Origin of the sequence: Ruminococcus sp. D54t1_190329_F1, assembly GCF_015551645.1 — a bacterium.
In the GTDB taxonomy this organism is placed as follows: domain Bacteria; phylum Bacillota; class Clostridia; order Lachnospirales; family Lachnospiraceae; genus Blautia_A; species Blautia_A faecis.
The window spans coordinates 53,102-71,422 of the sequence record NZ_JADNDC010000024.1; the positions used below are offsets into that span (position 1 = coordinate 53,102).

Annotated in this window: 16 protein-coding genes, 1 tRNA gene, 1 rRNA gene and 1 other RNA gene; 15 read left to right on the top strand and 4 right to left on the bottom strand. The window is 43.5% G+C overall.

Going from position 1 to position 18,321, the window contains the following annotated elements:
• Positions 1-46: 46 nt before the first annotated feature.
• Entirely contained in the window at positions 47-2,092 is a 2,046-nt protein-coding gene (locus I2D69_RS12290; protein ID WP_195379970.1) for a leucine-rich repeat protein, read from the bottom strand.
• A 236-nt stretch (positions 2,093-2,328) separates the two neighbouring features.
• Positions 2,329-2,402: transfer RNA gene (locus I2D69_RS12295), tRNA-Pro, on the bottom strand.
• 238 nt (positions 2,403-2,640) lie between these two features.
• On the opposite strand from I2D69_RS12295, the gene I2D69_RS12300 reads away from it, so the two are divergent.
• From I2D69_RS12300 to I2D69_RS12310, 3 genes are all read left to right on the top strand, one after another.
• Positions 2,641-3,660, top strand: a complete 1,020-nt coding sequence (locus I2D69_RS12300) for a DUF6128 domain-containing protein (protein ID WP_227200622.1) — start codon at positions 2,641-2,643, stop codon at positions 3,658-3,660.
• A 127-nt stretch (positions 3,661-3,787) separates the two neighbouring features.
• On the top strand, positions 3,788-4,297 hold the full coding sequence (tadA, locus tag I2D69_RS12305) for a tRNA adenosine(34) deaminase TadA (RefSeq protein ID WP_118577972.1): 510 nt from the start codon (positions 3,788-3,790) through the stop codon (positions 4,295-4,297).
• Positions 4,298-4,431: 134 nt separating this feature from the next.
• The gene (locus I2D69_RS12310) at positions 4,432-4,869 is read left to right on the top strand and encodes a GatB/YqeY domain-containing protein (protein ID WP_195379972.1); all 438 of its coding nucleotides are present in this window, start codon (positions 4,432-4,434) and stop codon (positions 4,867-4,869) included.
• Positions 4,870-5,110: 241 nt separating this feature from the next.
• On the opposite strand, the gene ffs is transcribed toward I2D69_RS12310, so the two are convergent.
• Positions 5,111-5,372: signal recognition particle sRNA large type (ffs, locus tag I2D69_RS12315), an RNA gene on the bottom strand.
• 179 nt (positions 5,373-5,551) lie between these two features.
• On the opposite strand from ffs, the gene I2D69_RS12320 reads away from it, so the two are divergent.
• The 8 genes from I2D69_RS12320 (at position 5,552) to I2D69_RS12355 (ending at position 13,372) form a co-directional block, all read left to right on the top strand.
• On the top strand, positions 5,552-6,631 hold the full coding sequence (locus tag I2D69_RS12320; RefSeq protein ID WP_334284973.1) for an ATP-dependent 6-phosphofructokinase: 1,080 nt from the start codon (positions 5,552-5,554) through the stop codon (positions 6,629-6,631).
• Between the two features lie 30 nt (positions 6,632-6,661).
• A complete protein-coding gene (gene dnaX / locus I2D69_RS12325; protein WP_195379973.1) occupies positions 6,662-8,287 on the top strand; it encodes a DNA polymerase III subunit gamma/tau in 1,626 nt (541 codons plus the stop codon).
• A gap of 204 nt (positions 8,288-8,491) precedes the next feature.
• Positions 8,492-8,848, top strand: coding sequence for a YbaB/EbfC family nucleoid-associated protein (locus I2D69_RS12330; RefSeq protein WP_021924790.1), 357 nt, complete (start codon positions 8,492-8,494; stop codon positions 8,846-8,848).
• Entirely contained in the window at positions 8,848-9,444 is a 597-nt protein-coding gene (gene recR / locus I2D69_RS12335; protein WP_173736551.1) for a recombination mediator RecR, read from the top strand. The genes I2D69_RS12330 and recR overlap by 1 nt, the downstream gene beginning before the upstream one ends.
• A gap of 20 nt (positions 9,445-9,464) precedes the next feature.
• Positions 9,465-10,598 (top strand): LacI family DNA-binding transcriptional regulator, encoded by a 1,134-nt coding sequence (locus I2D69_RS12340; protein ID WP_173736552.1) that lies wholly within the window; start codon positions 9,465-9,467, stop codon positions 10,596-10,598.
• Positions 10,599-10,864: 266 nt separating this feature from the next.
• On the top strand, positions 10,865-11,518 hold the full coding sequence (gene fsa, locus I2D69_RS12345) for a fructose-6-phosphate aldolase (protein ID WP_021924793.1): 654 nt from the start codon (positions 10,865-10,867) through the stop codon (positions 11,516-11,518).
• A gap of 88 nt (positions 11,519-11,606) precedes the next feature.
• Positions 11,607-12,446, top strand: a complete 840-nt coding sequence (locus tag I2D69_RS12350) for a transketolase (RefSeq protein ID WP_118577967.1) — start codon at positions 11,607-11,609, stop codon at positions 12,444-12,446.
• Positions 12,434-13,372, top strand: coding sequence for a transketolase family protein (locus I2D69_RS12355; protein ID WP_118577966.1), 939 nt, complete (start codon positions 12,434-12,436; stop codon positions 13,370-13,372). Before I2D69_RS12350 ends, I2D69_RS12355 begins: the two co-directional genes overlap by 13 nt.
• Positions 13,373-13,513: 141 nt before the next feature.
• Here I2D69_RS12355 and yyaC read toward each other — a convergent pair whose 3' ends face one another.
• On the bottom strand, positions 13,514-14,044 hold the full coding sequence (gene yyaC, locus I2D69_RS12360) for a spore protease YyaC (protein WP_148463555.1): 531 nt from the start codon (positions 14,042-14,044) through the stop codon (positions 13,514-13,516).
• A 338-nt stretch (positions 14,045-14,382) separates the two neighbouring features.
• Here yyaC and I2D69_RS12365 point away from each other — a divergent pair, with 338 nt between their 5' ends.
• The 4 genes from I2D69_RS12365 to I2D69_RS12380 form a co-directional block, all read left to right on the top strand.
• On the top strand, positions 14,383-15,765 hold the full coding sequence (locus I2D69_RS12365; protein ID WP_118577964.1) for a LysM peptidoglycan-binding domain-containing protein: 1,383 nt from the start codon (positions 14,383-14,385) through the stop codon (positions 15,763-15,765).
• Positions 15,766-15,815: 50 nt separating this feature from the next.
• Entirely contained in the window at positions 15,816-17,060 is a 1,245-nt protein-coding gene (locus I2D69_RS12370) for a DUF5711 family protein (RefSeq protein ID WP_118577963.1), read from the top strand.
• Positions 17,061-17,070: 10 nt separating this feature from the next.
• Entirely contained in the window at positions 17,071-17,784 is a 714-nt protein-coding gene (locus I2D69_RS12375) for a CvpA family protein (protein WP_179962515.1), read from the top strand.
• A 355-nt stretch (positions 17,785-18,139) separates the two neighbouring features.
• Positions 18,140-18,321 (top strand): 16S ribosomal RNA (locus tag I2D69_RS12380); the annotation flags it as partial.

Sequence of the window (18,321 nt, forward strand, 5' to 3'; positions counted from 1 at the left end):
TATCCAGCACTTTGCGGAATCCGGTTCTTTGTGTTTTAAAGATTATTTATTTGACTTTAGCTTTTTTATTAAGTCCCCGTTTCTTAAGGATCTGGTTATAAAGAGCTTTCTGCTTTTTCGGAACTTTTACAGTAGCTTTTGGACTTGTATTTTTGAATGCGTTTTTGCCAATGTTCTTTAATGTAAGCCGGCTGGATTTGATGGTAATGGAAGTAAGTTTTTTGCAGCCGTAGAATGCATTTTTACCTATTCTTACAATATTCTGACCAATTACCACTTTTTTCAGCTTACGGTTATTTTTGAAAGCATTGGTGGAAATTTCAGTTACTTTGTAGGTGGCACCTTTTATTTTTATTGTAGTTGGAATGATGACACTGGTTTTTACTTTATTTCCAATAAAGGCAACTGTCTGGCTGGAAGAACGGCTGCTTGTAACTTTGTATATGTTTCCAGTTTTTTTATCTGTAATTTTTGTTCCAACTGAAACGGATGGAGTCGGTGTTACAGTTGGGGCAGAAGTGATTGCCGGTGTTGGTGTGGCTGTTGGAACCGGAGTCACGGTTGGCATTGGAAGCTTGGCAATTGTCTCAGTTCTCGTTACACCACAAATAGTACAGGTGTATGTTTTTACGCCTTCTTCTGCAATTGTTGCAGGTTTGGTGATTACACCGTTATTCCAGGTGTGCTTGCCGGAAGCAGGAATTTCAGTTACATCTATTTTGCTGTCACAGCGTGTGCAGTGATGGCTCTTGCTGCCGACTGTTTCGCAGGCAGCAGCGGTATCGATAGTCCAGTCGGAACTGTAGTTGTGACCCAGAGCTGCGACTGCCTCAGTCCTTGTTTTGCCACAGGCATTGCAGGTAAAGGTTTTTACACCCTCATCAGTACAGGTAGGCTCAGTGGTAATTGCACCATCATTCCAGGAATGACCGGAAGCAGGAATTTCAGTTACATCTTTTTTGCTGTCACATCGTGTGCAGTGATGGCTCTTGCTGCCGACTGTTTCGCAGACAGCAGCGGTATCGATAGTCCAGTCGGAACTGTAATCGTGACCTAATGCAGCAATTTCTTCTGTTTTAGTCTCGCTGCAGATTGTGCAGGTGTATTGTTTTACGCCAGTTTTAGTGCAGGTGGGGGGTGTGGTTATTTTTCCATCGTCCCAGTGATTTTCACAATTATGTACTTTGACAGCAGCTGTCTGGTGCGCGGTAAGACCGTAAAGAGAAGCACTAATTGTAGTATCGCCTTCAGAAATTCCAGTTATGGAACCCGAAAGGGTAGCGACTGTCGAATCAGCAATTGTTAGATCTGGGGTATCAGTCACAAAAACAAATCTGGAACCCCAGTGTCCGAAAACGGAAATCGTTGGATCTGATACGGAAATGGAAGTGCTTTCACCTGTTTTTAAAGAATACTCATCTTTGTCAAAAGTAATATTAAAATTAGAAATTTTTGATGTTGCAACTGGAATTGTAAGGGTAGTTTCTGTGTTGTCTGCACTTACAGGGGTGGTATTAACTTTATCTCTGTATGCAAAATTTTCCACCCAATAGTGAAAGCCATTGTAGTATACATGACCGATTCCGACACAGTTGAATTTAGAATTAAGCATATTTCGTCTGTGTCCCTGACCGGCGTAAAGCTCGTTATCTTCCCTCCAGCCGTCGTTGACACTGTCAGCAGTTCCATATCCCGCAGCTATATTTTCGCCTGCATAAGTATAATATACTGAATTTTCATAAAAGGCGGAGAAGGTGTCTTTGTTATTTGGACGTGTATGGGAATAAATAATTGCAATTTCAGCGGCCCTTTGCATAGCTGTTTTTTCCAGATCGTAATCATACTGCAATGGCTGCAGATTTGTGCAATATGTTTTGGTTGTATCGTCTTGCTTCCAATACCATGCGTCTGTGCTGCTTGTACGCATTTCATTGATCATATTCAGAATTGTTCGTGCTTCTGTCTGTCCATATTGTACAGAAATGCTTACTGGCGTTGTGGCAGTTTCCGCCTTTACTTTAAAAGGAACCGCCAGAAACAGAAGCATGGCAAAACAAAACCATAAATGATACAAATTTCTTTTTCTTTTCATGTTCATCCTCCTGGTGCTTTTATGGTATTTTGCTTTTGTGTTAGAGCTTGTTTCAACAAACTCTGGGAGAGGAAAATCCTCTCTGCCCGATAAAGATATTTTAGCACAAAAAATAAATATTTCTATACCTAAATAGTTAAAATAGAATATAGCTTTCGAAAAAAGAAGAAAATTTAAACATAAAAAAACACCGAAACCCTTGATTTCTCAAGGCTTTCGGCGCCCCTGCCAAGTAGTCGAAGTGACGGGATTCGAACCCACGACCTCTGCGTCCCGAACGCAGCGCTCTACCAAACTGAGCCACACTTCGTCAACTGCAAGTGATATTATACATAGAATATACTGGCTTGTCAACAGAAAAATTGAAAAAATTCAAAAAAATTCAAAAAGAATTGAAATTAACCAGGTCTTATTTGGGGAGAGGCATTTAAATTAATTCATTTGAACAGATGTTCCAAGTGAAACAGAATGCGTTTTTATGAATGAAAATTCTGTTTTTTCATATACATTAATGAGTGAGATGCATAAAAAGGGGAGGGCGTCAGTTGGTGGGATATCGGCGTTTTATCGCATATGTATATGAATACCGAAAAGGGAAAAAGGAAGATAATTGTGGCTTTATGAAGGTGGAAGTGAGAAATCACATGTGTACAATTGAACCACGTCTTCAGGTAGGAAACCTGGCAGCAGGAGAAGTGTGCAAAGTATATGGATTTGTGCGAAAAGAGGGACTGATGAATGGAATTTTGCTGGGCAGCTGCAAAACGGAGGCAAATAGAATCGAATGTCTGGTGGAAACAGACGGAATGGATATGGGGGGCTCGGGAATTCCTCTGGAAAAAATGGGAGGTATGATTTTGCTTACAGAATCGGGAGGCTTTTTTGGAACAGAGTGGGATGACCAGACAATCCGCCCGGAGAATTTTAAGGAAAGTATAATAAAGAAAGAAGAAACTGGTACCGTATGTGAAATAATAAAAGAGAAAGCAGAAGAAAAGCTGGAGAATGAAAGCAAGCCGGAAACAGATTCCACACCTGATTTAGATGACAGGCATGAAGTGGAGGATGTGGTGGAACAAATGCAGGATGATCTGCTGGAAGCAGAAGAAATGATAAGTGATGAACCACAAGCAAAAGATGAGCCAACCGTGGGGGGAATATGGGAAGCAGAGCAAAAAATTACCTGTAGAGTAAATACAAAACAAGAGGAAAAGGAGAAAACCATAGCACTCCCATTTGGTCAGCCCTTCTGCCCGTTCCAAGACAGCGATCTGAACCAGTGCTGGAAAATTACACCCCAGGATCTGGTCCATTTTCCAAGAAGACAATGCGCCCTTCGCAACAACCGTTTTTTGCAATACGGATACTACAATTTCGGACATCTCCTTCTGTGCCACAGATCAAATGGCCGGTACATACTTGGTGTACCCGGAAGCTACGACCAGCAGGAACAGTTTATGGCAGGCATGTTCGGCTTTTCCTGCTTCAAAGAAAGCAACTGTATCAAGGTGAAAAAAGGCAGGGGAGGGTACTGGTACCGTGCGATTGATCCACCTGCCGGTTGTTAAAATTGACATCCCTGTGCGAACTGCCTATAATAAAGCTATTGCCGCTGCGGCGCCTGAAATGAAAATGACAGCGCAGCGGCAAAAATGCCGAGATTCACCATAAAGTAGTAGAAAGTAAAGGTAAAAAATGCTTACAGATCAGGAACGTTATATGAAAGAGGCTATTCGCCAGGCAAAGAAAGCCCGGGCATTGGAAGAGGTGCCAATTGGCTGTGTGATCGTTTGCAACGGGCAGATCATTGCAAGAGGCTATAATCGGAGAAACACGGACAAGAATACCCTTTCTCACGCAGAATTGAACGCGATTAAAAAGGCAAGCAAAAAATTAGGAGACTGGAGACTGGAAGGCTGCACGATGTATGTAACCTTAGAGCCTTGCCAGATGTGCGCCGGAGCGCTTATGCAGTCCAGAATTGACCGTGTGGTTATCGGCAGCATGAATCCAAAAGCAGGATGTGCCGGTTCTGTGCTGAATCTTTTGGAAATGGATGGCTTTAACCACAAGGTAGAAGTAATCCGCGGTGTCCTTCAGGAAGAGTGTTCCATCATGCTTTCCGATTTTTTTCGCGAGCTTCGGGAAAAGAAGAAAATGCTGAAAAAATCTTTGGCAGAGCAGGTTGGAAAATCAGAAAATTAGTGGTATGATAAAAAACAAAGCAAAAAATACATCAAGTCGTCTGAAATGCCACAGGATGAAAGAATTATGATTTGATGGAACGTTGTGGAACATTATGTAAACAACCACATAGAAAATGACAGGAGGAAAATACAATGGAACTTGAAGTATTGAGAAAAGACATGGTAGCTGCCATGAAAGCGAAGGATAAAGTAACAAAGGATGCAGTCTCTTCCCTGATTTCCGCAGTGAAGAAGGTGGCAATCGACGAAGGCTGCCGTGACGATATCAGTGGCGAACTGGTTGACCGTGTTATCCTGAAAGAGCTGAAATCTGTGAAAGAGCAGATCGACACCTGTCCGGAATCCAGACAGGATCTGAAAGATGAATATCAGGCAAGATATGATGTGATTGCGAAATACGCTCCAAAGCTGATGGACGCTTCTGAGATCAAGGCTTACCTTACAGAGAAACATGCAGACCTGATCGCTTCTGGAAACAAAGGACAGATCATGAAGACTATTATGCCAGAGCTGAAGGGCAAGGCTGACGGCAAGGTGATCAATCAGGTCGTAGCGGAGCTGTGCAAATGATTTTTCACAGCTTGCATTCAAAATAGAATAGCAAACTAAAAATAGGACACATATTGTAAAAATGGCGTGAACAACACATTCACAGCCCTGATACAATATGTGTCTTTTTGTTTGCCTGGGGCGTACCGCGCCAGAGCCTGTTTGAAAAAGCATTCCAGTAATTTGCTCTCCCCATTTTGCAGAAATCTATTTTAATACAAAAAAAGAACGCCCTCATCCGACGTTCCACAATCATCTTATTTCGCGCGCCGCACCTCGGAATGGTCTCACAGACGTTACCTCTACAGTTAACTCAGCCCAGGCACCCTCACGGCACACAGGAGATTCTACTTAGTGCTGCTACATTCCTGTCCTGACACGGTTCATAGAGTCCTGTTGCGTAAGACCCAAACGTCAACGCCACTTATAAAGGGCAGCTCCACAAGATACAAGCCTCAGATTGGCATCACCCCTGCTGTAGCGGATTGCAGGTACAGGGCACCGCTATCTCCCCGGCTGCGCGGAATTTAATTATAAAGGAAGCGAATGAATTTGTCAAGTCGATACCGAAAAATGCAGTGGATTTTCAGAAGAAGTTTTGGGCGGAATTAAATTCCTTGTTGTGTCAGCCTGTGAAATATTATATAATTAGATAAAAACTTGAATTTTATTTTCCAAAGACACAGAAATGGAGGGTACTATGATTAAAAGAATCGGCTTATTAACAAGTGGCGGTGACTGTCAGGCTCTGAATGCCACCATGCGAGGAGTTGTAAAGGGTCTTACCAATAGTATCGATGATCTGGAAGTATACGGCTTTGATGATGGATATAAGGGACTGATCTACGGCAAATACCGTATGCTTACATCCAAGGATTTTTCCGGAATCCTTACACAGGGCGGAACTATTCTTGGAACATCCAGACAGCCGTTTAAGCTTATGCGCGTACCGGATGCCAATGGACTGGATAAGGTTGAGGCTATGAAGCAGACTTATTACAAGCTTTGTCTTGACTGTCTCGTAATCCTCGGAGGAAACGGAACCCAGAAAACAGCCAACCTCTTAAGAGAAGAAGGTTTGAATATCATCCATCTGCCTAAGACCATCGACAATGATATCTGGGGTACAGATATGACATTCGGGTTCCAGAGTGCAGTAAATATTGCAACAAACGCTATCGACTGCATTCATACAACAGCAGCATCCCATGGCCGTGTATTTATCGTAGAAGTTATGGGACACAAGGTAGGAAGCCTTACTCTGCACGCAGGAATTGCCGGCGGAGCAGATATTATCCTGATTCCGGAAATCCCATACGACATTGAGAAGGTAGTTGCAGCTATCCAGAAGAGATCTAAAGCTGGCAAGCGTTTCACCATTCTTGCAGTGGCAGAAGGCGCCATTTCCAAAGAGGATGCCCTTCTTTCCAAGAAAGATTACAAGAAAAAGCTGGAAGACCGCGCGAAGAAGTATCCTTCCGTATCCTATGAAATTGCAGACAAGATTACCCAGAAGCTTGGTTCTGAGGTACGCATTACAGTTCCGGGACATACACAGCGAGGTGGGGCACCATGTGCATATGATCGTGTGCTTTCCACAAGAATCGGAGCAGGAGCAGCAGAGGCTATTCTGGACGGAGAATATGGCATCATGATCGGTATTGTAAATGGCAAAATCAAGAGAGTACCTCTTGAAGAATGTGCCGGCAAGCTGAAAATGGTTTCTCCGAAAGACCAGACCGTTAAGGCTGCAAAGCAGATCGGAATCAGCTTCGGCGATTGATTCCCTGCTGTTAGAAAGGAGTTTCCATAAATGAGCTATACTGCTCTATACCGGAAGTTCAGACCGGATAATTTTGACGATGTCAAGGGACAGGATCACATTGTAACTACCCTGACCAATCAGATCAAGCATAACCGTATTGGTCACGCGTATCTGTTTTGCGGCACCCGAGGAACCGGTAAGACTACCGTTGCAAAAATACTGGCAAAAGCAGTAAACTGCCAGCATCCGGTAAATGGAAGTCCCTGTGGTGAATGTGACATGTGTAAGGCGATACAGGCTGGCACCTCCATGAACGTGATCGAGATCGATGCAGCGTCCAATAACGGCGTTGACAATATCCGTGAGATCCGTGAGGAGGTGGCCTATCGTCCTACTGAAGGAAACTATAAGGTATACATTATCGACGAGGTTCACATGCTTTCGACAGGAGCGTTTAATGCTCTTCTGAAAACACTGGAGGAACCTCCGTCTTATGTTATCTTCATTCTTGCCACCACAGAGGCCCACAAGATACCGATCACTATTTTGTCCAGATGTCAGCGATACGATTTTCACCGCATCACTATTGATACAATTGCGGAAAGACTGGATGAACTTTTGAAAATCGAAGGCGTAGAGGCAGAAGAAAAAGCCGTCCGTTATGTGGCAAAAGCCGGAGACGGTTCCATGCGAGATGCACTAAGCCTTCTGGATCAGTGCATTGCCTTTTATCTAGGGCAGACACTGACTTATGACAAAGTCCTGGAGGTTCTGGGAGCTGTGGATACGGAAGTGTTCAGCAAGCTTTTGCGAAAAGTGCTCCAGGGAGATGTGACAGGTGCGATACGCACTCTTGAGGATTTGATCATAGGCGGAAGAGAGCTTGGACAGTTTGTGGGAGATTTTACCTGGTACATGCGTAATCTCCTTCTGGTAAAAACCTCCGAGAATCCGGAGGAAGCCATTGATGTATCATCTGAGAATCTGAAACTTCTAAGAGAAGAAAGTGAGATGGTGGATGTAGAGACGCTGATGCGCTACATCCGTATTTTTTCTGACCTGTCCAGCCAGATACGCTATTCCACCCAGAAGCGTGTTTTGGTGGAGATTGCCCTGATCAAACTGTGCCGTCCGGCGATGGAGACCAATCTGGATTCTGTCCTGGATCGTCTTCGTGTTCTGGAACAGCGCATGGACGAGCGGCCTGTTCAACAGGTATTTGTTCAGCCGGGAGCCACTGGCAACGCCGGAAGTACAGGAATCGGATCGTATGGCAGTGCAGAAGCCATGGCAGCAGCACCTGAGAAGGCAGCACCCGAGGATCTGCAGAAGATTGTAGCCAGCTGGAAGGTGATCGTAGGTCAGACCAGCGGTATTTTCAAACAGATGCTCCAGAAGTCTATTCCCAAATACAATGGCCAGACCGGTGAACCGGTTCTCTACATTGAATTCCAGGATTTCCTTGGAAAAACCTATGTAGATAATCCGGAAGCAGAGGAAGAACTGAAGAATATCATCCTGGCCCAGACTGGCAAGAGTGTAGAACTTAAGATGGTGGTGGCAAAAGAACACAACCATACCAATCTTGCCAAGGTTACTGTAGATCAGGCTCTCCGGGAGAATATCCATATGGATGTTGTTGTGGAGGAAGATCCTGACGATGCAGAAGAATAAGAGTGTTGCTGTTTGATTTTTGTGCAGCAACATAAGAGTTGCCGTGAAAGCGACGAACGAGAAGTAAATTAATAATATTTGCAGAAAATGTGAATATTGTTATGAAAAATGATTTTTGCTGCCGCAAATGTTATAGAGCCTGTTTGAAAAATCAGAAATGCGGAATCCAGCATGAAATCAGAACAGTTAAAGGAGGACTTTGTAATGGCAAAGCGTGGAGGATTTCCAGGCATGGGTATGCCAGGAAACATGAATAACCTTATGAAGCAGGCGCAGAAAATGCAGCGCCAGATGGAAGAGAACCAGAAAGCTCTCGAGGAGAAAGAGTTTACTGCAGCAGCCGGCGGCGGAGCTGTAGAAGTAACTATCTCAGGTAAGAGAGAAGTGACCAAGGTGAAGCTTGCAGAGGAAGTTGTAGATCCGGATGACATCGAGATGCTTGAAGATCTTATTGTTGCAGCAACTAATGAAGCACTTCGCAAGGTTGAGCAGGAGAACCAGGCTGTAATGTCCAAACTTACAGGAGGTCTGGGAGGACTTGGCGGGGGTCTTCCATTCTGATGGAATACTACAGCAGTCATATCAATAAACTGATTGAGCAGTTTTCCCATCTTCCGGGAATCGGGGCAAAGTCTGCCCAGCGCCTGGCTTTTCATATTATGAATATGCCAAAGGAACAGGTGCAGCAGCTTACCAATGCCATCACCGATGCCCGGATGAACGTACAGTACTGTAAGTGCTGCTACACCCTTACGGATAAAGAAATGTGCCCAATCTGCAGCAATCCCAAAAGAGATCACAGTACGATTATGGTAGTGGAGAACACCAGGGATCTTGCTGCTTATGAAAAAACCGGTAAATTTGATGGAGTTTATCATGTACTTCACGGCGCAATATCCCCTATGCTGGGAATTGGTCCGGATGATATCAAGCTGAAAGAGCTGATCATGCGACTTCAGGGAGATGTAAAAGAAGTGATCGTTGCCACCAACTCCAGTCTGGAGGGAGAGACTACAGCAATGTATATCAGTAAGCTGATCAAGCCAACCGGGATCAAGGTCAGTCGTATTGCCAGTGGTGTGCCGGTCGGCGGTGACCTGGAATACATTGATGAAGTTACTCTGCTTCGGGCACTGGAGGGCAGGGTAGAACTGTAAGATGGCAGGAGGTGATTTTTGTGGCACGCAAAAAAGTGACTTCATCAGATGTGGCAGAGAAAGCAGGAGTTTCCCAGGCAACAGTTTCCATGGTTCTGAACCATAAGTACAATGTTTCTTTTTCCCGAGAAACAGTGGAAAAAGTGGAAAGCGCGGCCAGAGAACTGGGTTATCAGCTTCCGGGCCACAAAAATAAAAAAGAGAACAAAAAGGAAAAACTGATCGTTGTCTTTTGCCCAACCATTACCAGCCCTTACTATGTGCTTCTCCTTCAGGGAATCGAGGCGGTAGCCAACGAGCGTGGCTACGGAGTTTTCATTTGCAATACCCAGCGCGATGCCAGGCTGGAAGAGAAGTATCTGCGCATGATCCGCGCCATGGCACCCCAGGGAATCATTTATGCCTGCAACCCCCACCCGGACTATATCAGCCAGGTAGAGGAGATGGCAAGAAGCATTCCGCTGGTTATCATTAGCAACAAAGAAAAAATCAGTACAGTAGATGCTATTAATCAGGATAACACAGAAGTGGGACGGCTTATGGCAAGGCATCTGCTGGATCTGGGACATCGGGATGTGGCCTTTATTACGCCGCCGCTTACCAGAAGACAGTGGCAGCGTTCCAAACGAGTGGACGGTTTTGTGCAGGAGTTTGAGAAGGCAGGTCTTTCCGGGCATGTGATCATCCGGGCGGCTGACGAGTCCGTTGATCGTCGCAATCCAAAGACGGATTCCGAGTATTCCATGGGCTATGCCCTGACCAGGTCTCTTCTGGAGGATGGCAGCAGATTTACTGCCATTGCCGGACAGAATGACATGATGGCCATTGGTGCTGTGGATGCTCTTCAGGATGCCCGTCTGAGAGTACCAAAGGATGTATCGGTAATCGGCTGCGACAATATTTTTTATTCCGGAATTCGCAGAGTGTCACTGACTACCATTGATCACTTTGTTGATCTGAAGGGCAGGGATGCCTGTGACATTATCATCCGGAAAATTGATACAGGCATCCGTTTCGGGGAAGGCATCCGTCCTACAAGTGTATATAATATTGAGTATAATCCCAAGATTATTGTGCGAAAAACCACCGGTTATGCACGTATGGACAAACCGGATCCCATAAACGAAAAATCCGAAGAAAATAAGTTTAAATAAATAATTTGCTGGAAATTATTACTAATAATTTTTGAAAAAACATCTGGTAAAATTGCTGGAAAAGCTGATTGATACAGTGGAAAATTGATTGATACCATACTAACAAACTATGGAATGATTAATAATAAACAAAATTATTAATTGAATATTTATTAATAATTCATCCCACGCCTTGACCTGTAAATGAAGTCTGCTATAATGAAAGCATATGAACAGTGCAAGACAAAGAGAGCGCTTTAGTTTAATTCATTCAGGAGGAAGAAATCATGAAATTTTTTATTGACACAGCAAAAGTAGAGGATATTAAGGCAGCTAACGATATGGGAATCATCTGTGGTGTAACCACAAATCCATCCCTGATCGCGAAAGAGGGAAGAGATTTCAATGAAGTAATCAAAGAGATTACAGAGATTGTCGACGGACCGATCAGCGGCGAGGTTAAAGCTACTACAACAGATGCAGAGGGAATGATCCGTGAGGGACGTGAGATTGCTAAGATCCATCCAAACATGGTTGTAAAAATTCCTATGACATGCGAAGGTCTGAAAGCAGTTAAAGTTCTTTCAAAAGAAGGTATCAAGACAAATGTAACTTTGATCTTCAGCGCTAACCAGGCACTTCTTGCAGCAAGAGCTGGTGCTACATATGTATCTCCATTCCTTGGAAGACTGGATGACATCTCTACAGACGGTGTTGAGCTGATTCGCCAGATCGCTGATATGTTTGCAGTTGCAGGCATCGATACCGAGATCATCGCAGCAAGTGTTCGTCATCCAATGCATGTAACACAGTGTGCACTTGCAGGTGCTGATATCGCTACTGTACCATTTAAAGTACTTGAGCAGATGACTCATCATCCGCTGACAGACGCTGGTATTGTTAAATTCCAGAATGATTACAAGGCTGTATTTGGAGAATAATTAACCGAGAAATTATTTTACGTAAGAATTCAATTCGGTTGTGATTCGCACATCATGATATCAAGGGAAATAATAAGGAGAATTGAAAATGGAGAATTTAGAGCTTCAGAAAGTTGCCAACGAAGTCCGCAAAGACATCGTAACAGCACTGCATGCTGCTAAAGCTGGTCATCCAGGCGGATCTTTATCAGCAGCAGATTTATTTACTTATCTTTATTTTGAGGAAATGAATATTGATCCTAAGGATCCGAAGAAAGCAGATCGCGACCGTTTTGTCCTTTCCAAAGGTCATACTGCACCAGGTCTGTATTCTGTACTGGCTGAGAGAGGTTATTTCCCGAAAGAGGATCTGGTGACACTTCGTCATCTCGGATCTTACCTTCAGGGACATCCGGATATGAAGCATATTCCTGGCGTCGATATGTCCAGCGGTTCCCTTGGACAGGGAATCTCTGCAGCAGTTGGAATGGCACTTTCTGCAAAATTATCAAATGACAGCTATCGTGTATACACACTTCTTGGAGACGGCGAGATTCAGGAGGGTCAGGTATGGGAAGCTGCAATGTTTGCAGGAGCAAGAAAACTGGACAATCTTGTAGTGATCGTTGATAACAATGGTCTTCAGATCGATGGTAAAGTTGAGGACGTATGCTCCCCATATCCGATCGATAAGAAATTCGAAGCATTCAATTTCCATGTAATAAATGTAGCTGATGGAAATGACATGGCGCAGCTGCGCGCTGCTTTTGACGAGGCAAAGACTGTGAAAGGAATGCCGACTGCGATCGTTATGAAAACAGTAAAAGGCAAAGGGGTATCTTTCATGGAAAACCAGGTTGGCTGGCATGGAAAAGCTCCGAACGATGAAGAGTACGCACAGGCTATGGCAGATTTGGAAAAGGTAGGTGAAGCATTATGTCAGAAGTAAAGAAGATTGCCACCAGAGCAAGTTATGGTAACGCTCTTGTAGAACTTGGAAAAAAACATGATGATCTGGTTGTTCTGGACGCTGACCTTGCTGCAGCTACACAGACCGGAATCTTTAAGAAAGCATTCCCAGAGCGTCACATCGACTGCGGTATCGCAGAGTGCAACATGATGGGAATTGCTGCCGGAATCGCAACAACTGGAAAAGTGCCTTTTGCAAGTACTTTCGCTATGTTTGCAGCAGGACGTGCCTTTGAGCAGGTTCGCAACTCTGTTGGATATCCGAAGCTGAATGTTAAGATTGGTGCTACCCACGGCGGAATTTCCGTTGGTGAGGATGGTGCTACACACCAGTGCTGCGAGGATTTTGCACTTATGCGTACAATTCCGGGAATGATTGTTGCATGCCCGTCTGATGATATTGAAGCAAAAGCAATGGTAGAGGCAGCTTATGAGCATGTGGGCCCTGTTTACATGAGATTTGGCCGTCTTGCTGTTCCGGTTATCAATGATAACCCGGATTATAAATTTGAGCTTGGCAAAGGTATTGTTCTCCGTGAGGGAAAAGACCTTACCATTATTGCAAACGGACTTTGCGTAGCTCCGTCTCTGGAAGCAGCTGCGAAACTGGCTGAAGAAGGAATCGAAGCAAAGGTTATTAACATCCACACCATCAAACCTCTCGATGAGGAACTTGTTGTAGCAGCTGCCAAAGAAACAGGCAAAGTTGTTACTGTTGAAGAGCATTCCATCATCGGCGGCCTTGGTGGTGCTGTATGCGAGTGCCTTGCTGAGAAAGCGCCTGTACCGGTTAAACGTATTGGTATCAATGATGTTTACGGAGAGTCTGGCCCGGCCGTTGCTCTTCTTGAGAAATACGGCCTTGATGCAGCCGGTATCTACAAACAGATCAAAGCATTTATCTAATTGACTGTGCCTTTCCTGTATGGTGTTGGCACCGGCAGGCGCTATGTCTGTTTTTGCAGAAGACCTTTTGGAAATTCAAAAAAGTGATATGCTAAATAAGTATACGGCAAATGGAAGTGAAAGCTTCTGTTTGCCGTATTGTTATATAAAATTTCCAAGAATCCCTTGTGCAATGGTGTCAGCCAGCGTGATCACAGTGGACAGTCTTGTTGTCTGTAAAGTCAGATATTCCAGAATTCCTGCAATATTTACAATTCCAGTAATATAAATATCCCCCACAGGCGGCAGATCTTTCTGAACAGCCGCACCTGGGTAAAGAGAACCGTTTCCGATTGTCACATAGCCCAAATGTCTTTCATCGCCTAGAGACGCGTCTATAGCAATTACAAGGGCAAACGGATGGTTCTTTGAAATAAAGTCCGTTATATCGGACAGATTGACGGCATGAACAGGCTGACTTAATGTACCGTAGACAAAAATTCCTGGAAGCTGATGCTGACTTAAACGATAGCCCACATAAGGTCCCAGACAGTCTCCGGTTACCCGGTCACTTCCAATGCACAAAAACACAATTTCAGTCCAGTCCCGTTTATGACGCTTAATACATTTTCCCAGAAGCCGTGCAATTTCTCTGGAAGAATCTGGTTTTTGGGTATTTACATAAAAAGGCATAAAAGTTCTCCTGCTTTAAAAATTTCATAAATAAGCAAACTTGCCCGATTACTTATGAACGATAATTTGCAGCTGCAGCTGTCTGATATAATCCATCTTATCCTATATCTGGAAAAAATATGCACCTGGCTGAGTACAAAAAAACATATCGAAATCTATATGCTGCACTTTACGTGACATTCTGCCGGAATTCAATTGCAGCAGTTCGCTGTACCCTTCATCCCGACAAATATTTCCTTTGCAAAAACTGTCGCAAAATTCTGTGAAACAGGTCTTATATTCCGCTAAAATCTGCATTTCTCATGTGATATTCTCATACCCGAAGGGGTGATGTGACTATGATAGAAGTTATCTACAAAGAAGAGAAACAGGAGGCGAAAAATGGGGAAAATCTTTTTAATCTGCCGAGAAACATACGTCAGGTAGGACTGACAACCGGAAATATGCGTATTTATATTGAAGATTACGTATACACATTTCTGACAAGGCTTGCCAGGAATGCGGTCGGTTCCGGAAAAGAACAAGGCTGTGTAGCTGTTTTTACAGGCGAAACAAAATGGAACAATGGTATAACCTATCTTTTCATCCGGGGAGCTTTGATGGTGGAAGATATGGAAGCTGCATCAGATCATATTGATTTCTCTGAAAAAATATGGGCAAAAATACAGGAAGACCAGGCAAAATATTTTCCGGGACAGGAAATAACAGGCTGGTTTTTTTCGCGCCCTCAGATGTATATGGAAACAGACGAATTGCTAACCCGAATCCATCTTCGGTATTTTGGCGGTGAAAAAGTGCTTATGCTTATGGAACCTGCAGAAAAAGAAGAAGCTTTCTTCTTCTTTGAAAATGGCCTTATGGTCCGGCAGCGGGGATATTACATTTATTATGAGAAAAATCCGCTGATGCAGGAGTACATGATTGAAAAAAATAAAGATTTTGCGCCGGAATTTACAGAAAATGTGTCTGACGAGGCGGTTGTATCTTTTCGGAAAATCATCCGGAACAAGAAAACAAAGAAAGCAGAAAAGACAGAGGAAAAGCCCCAGGAGGAAATGGAGCGTACCTCTGTTTTTTCATATGCAGCAACGGCCTGTCTGGTACTTGCTGTATTAGCTGTAGGTGCGGGCTTTTACAGAAATTACGGTGGCTTGCCGGTGCAGCCTGAAGATGATTATGCAGTGACTGTTATGTCAGGAAAAACAGAGGAAGATGCATCAGAAGAAAAGCAGGCAGAAAATGACACGAATCAGATACAGGATGTTTCCAAACAGGAGAAAAGTCCGGAAGAGCAGTTGGAAAGAAATGCTTCGGTGACTCCCAAAATAACGCAGGAAGCCGCCGATACAGAAATAAGTGATGAAACCGGGAATAGCTGGCAGGACAGCGAATCTGATTTTGCAAATGAGGCGGAAGCAGCAGAACAGACAGAAACTGAGGAGCCGGCAGAAACGGTGGATCAGACGGAAACTTTTTCCCAGGAAGCTGATGAACGGAAAATAAAGAAACAGAGCACCAACGCAGAAGAACAGACGGATTCCAGTGCACAGACCTCATCTGACGGCATATACGAAACTTATGTGATCAAACCAGGCGATACTTTATACCAGATCAGTATTTCCCATTATGGAAATATGGATGCCATCCCGGAAATCTGCCGCCTGAATAATCTGGAAGAAAACCAGGTGATTTATCCGGGGCAAATGATTGTATTACCTTGACCGGATGTGGTATAATCGAAAAAATAGAAAATACAAGGCAAGGTTAAATTATGGCAAACACATTCAAAAATATCAAAAAGAAACTGCGGCGGAAACGACTTCTGGCCGAGAAACGCCATCTGGAAAAAGCCCAGGCCGGAGCCGGTGGGAATGAAGCTGCGAGAAGAAAAATCAAAGCTGCTTTGCGAAGAAAGAAAGCTGTGCTGAAACCGGTTGCCGTGATACTGATTGCTGTATTTGTGGTCTTGGCAGGCTTTCTTTTTCTGGAAAAAAGAACTTACCGAAACTATAAAGTACAGGTGACCAGTGAGCAGGAGGATACTGTTTCCACCCAGTACACCTATCTGTCAGGTAAGATTCTGCGCTATAGTTCCGACGAGGTATCTCTGGTAAACAACAAGCTGGAAACTGTATGGTCCCAGACATATGACATGCAGAATCCCGTGGCAGATGTTTGCGGTGACTGTGCCGTGATTGCTGATAAAGATGGTACATCCATGGTTTTTCTTGACAAAAATGGAATTACCGGGACTGTATCTACTTCTTACAGTATTGTAAAGGCGAAAGTTTCCAAAACCGGAATGGCAGCGGCAATTCTGGATGGCGGCGACCACACCTGGATCAATTTTTACAATTTAGATGGAAGTCTTGTGGCAGAAAATCAGACTAATATTCAGGATCCTGGATATCCTATGGATGTGGCACTGGCAGATAATGGCGTTGTGATGATGGTGGCATATCAGTTTGTGGACAGCAGCGAGACCACCAGTTACATAGCTTTTTATAATTTCGGAGAAGTTGGACAGAATGAAGATGACCGTATTGTAAGCGGGTACACGTATGATGGAGTAGTAGTTCCGCAGATTCAGTATCTTGGCAGCAATGCAGTTGCACTTCGGGATGACGGATTTACCATATATTCCGGGCGTCAGATTCCCAAAGAACTGAAAACAGTCCAGGTTGAGCAGGAGATTATCAGTACTTTTTATGATGAAAACAACATTGGCCTGGTATTTAAAAATGATAGCAAAGACAAACAGTATACCATGCAGGTATATTCTTCTGCTGGCAAGCTGAAATTTAGCAAGGATTTTAATATTCCATATACCACTATCAGAATGAGTGATGACTATATTGTTATGTACAACAGTTCCCAGCTTTGCGTGTTGAATAGCAACGGTTCCGAGAAATATTTTGGAAGTGTGGATGGAACGGTGAAAGACTTTTTCAAATTGGGATGGAATAAGTATTTGCTTGTTATGGATACTGGTGTAAATGTGATAAAACTCAGTTAAGGAGAAAGAAATGGACATAAGCTGGACTTGGCTTGGCATTGTGGTGCTTGCGCTGATTATTTTTGCATGCGCTTCCGGATTTCGCAGGGGCTTTGTAAAAGAAATCGTATCTGCTTTTTTTATGATCATATCCTTTCTCTTTGTATGGGCGATTAATCCATATGTGAATACATTTGTGAGAGAGTATACACCTGTTTATAATATTGTTCAGAGTAACTGCCAGGAACTGGTCATGGAACAGACTGGCAGTCAGAAAGCTCTGGATAAGGAAGAACAGACGCAGATAATGGAAAAAATGGAGCTTCCGGACATATTGAAGACTTCTCTTATGGAAAATAATACTGCAGAGACATACCGCTATCTTGCAGTCAGTACGTTTGCGGAATATATAGCAGATTCGCTGGCTGTCATGATCGTAAATGGAATATCATTTCTTTTATCCTTTATAATTTCTGCAATCGTGATCAGACTATTGAGTTATATACTGAATGTTCTGACAAATCTTCCTGTGATAAATGGAGTGAATAAAATTGCCGGAGGTGCAGTGGGCGGTGCGAAGTGCATAATCTTTATCTGGATCGGGCTTCTGATCCTGACGCTGCTCTGTGATACCACGATTGGAAAACAGGGAATGGCTCTTGTTGAGCAGGATACAATACTGAATTTCCTGTATAATCAGAATATATTTGTGAAAGTGTTTATGAGCGTTTTCTATGGAAATTGAGCGCAAATGTCAAATAGTGTAAAAAATCAAAAAAATTGAAAAAAGGGGTTGACGAATGGCAACTCTGATGATATACTGAATCTCGCTTCTGAGGAAGCGGGATTTCATTTTGAAAAACTTCAAAAGTTTTTTAAAAGAAATTAAAAAAAGTTGTTGACAAACGAAAATGCTTGTGGTAATATAAACAAGCTGTCGGACAGACAACGACAGATAAACAACCTTGATAACTAAACAGTGAAACACATACGATTCTCGAAAATTCTTAACGAATCATCATTCAAATGAATGAACTTTTTATAACAGTAATGACGAGAGATAACTAAGCTAGTTGGTTGTCTTGAGTACATCAAACACTTTATCAGAGAGTTTGATCCTGGCTCAGGATGAACGCTGGCGGCGTGCTTAACACATGCAAGTCGAACGGGAAATACTTTATTGAAACTTCGGTCGATTTAATTTATTTCTAGTGGCGGACGGGTGAGTAACGCGTGGGTAACCTGCCTTATACTGGGGGATAACAGCCAGAAATGACTGCTA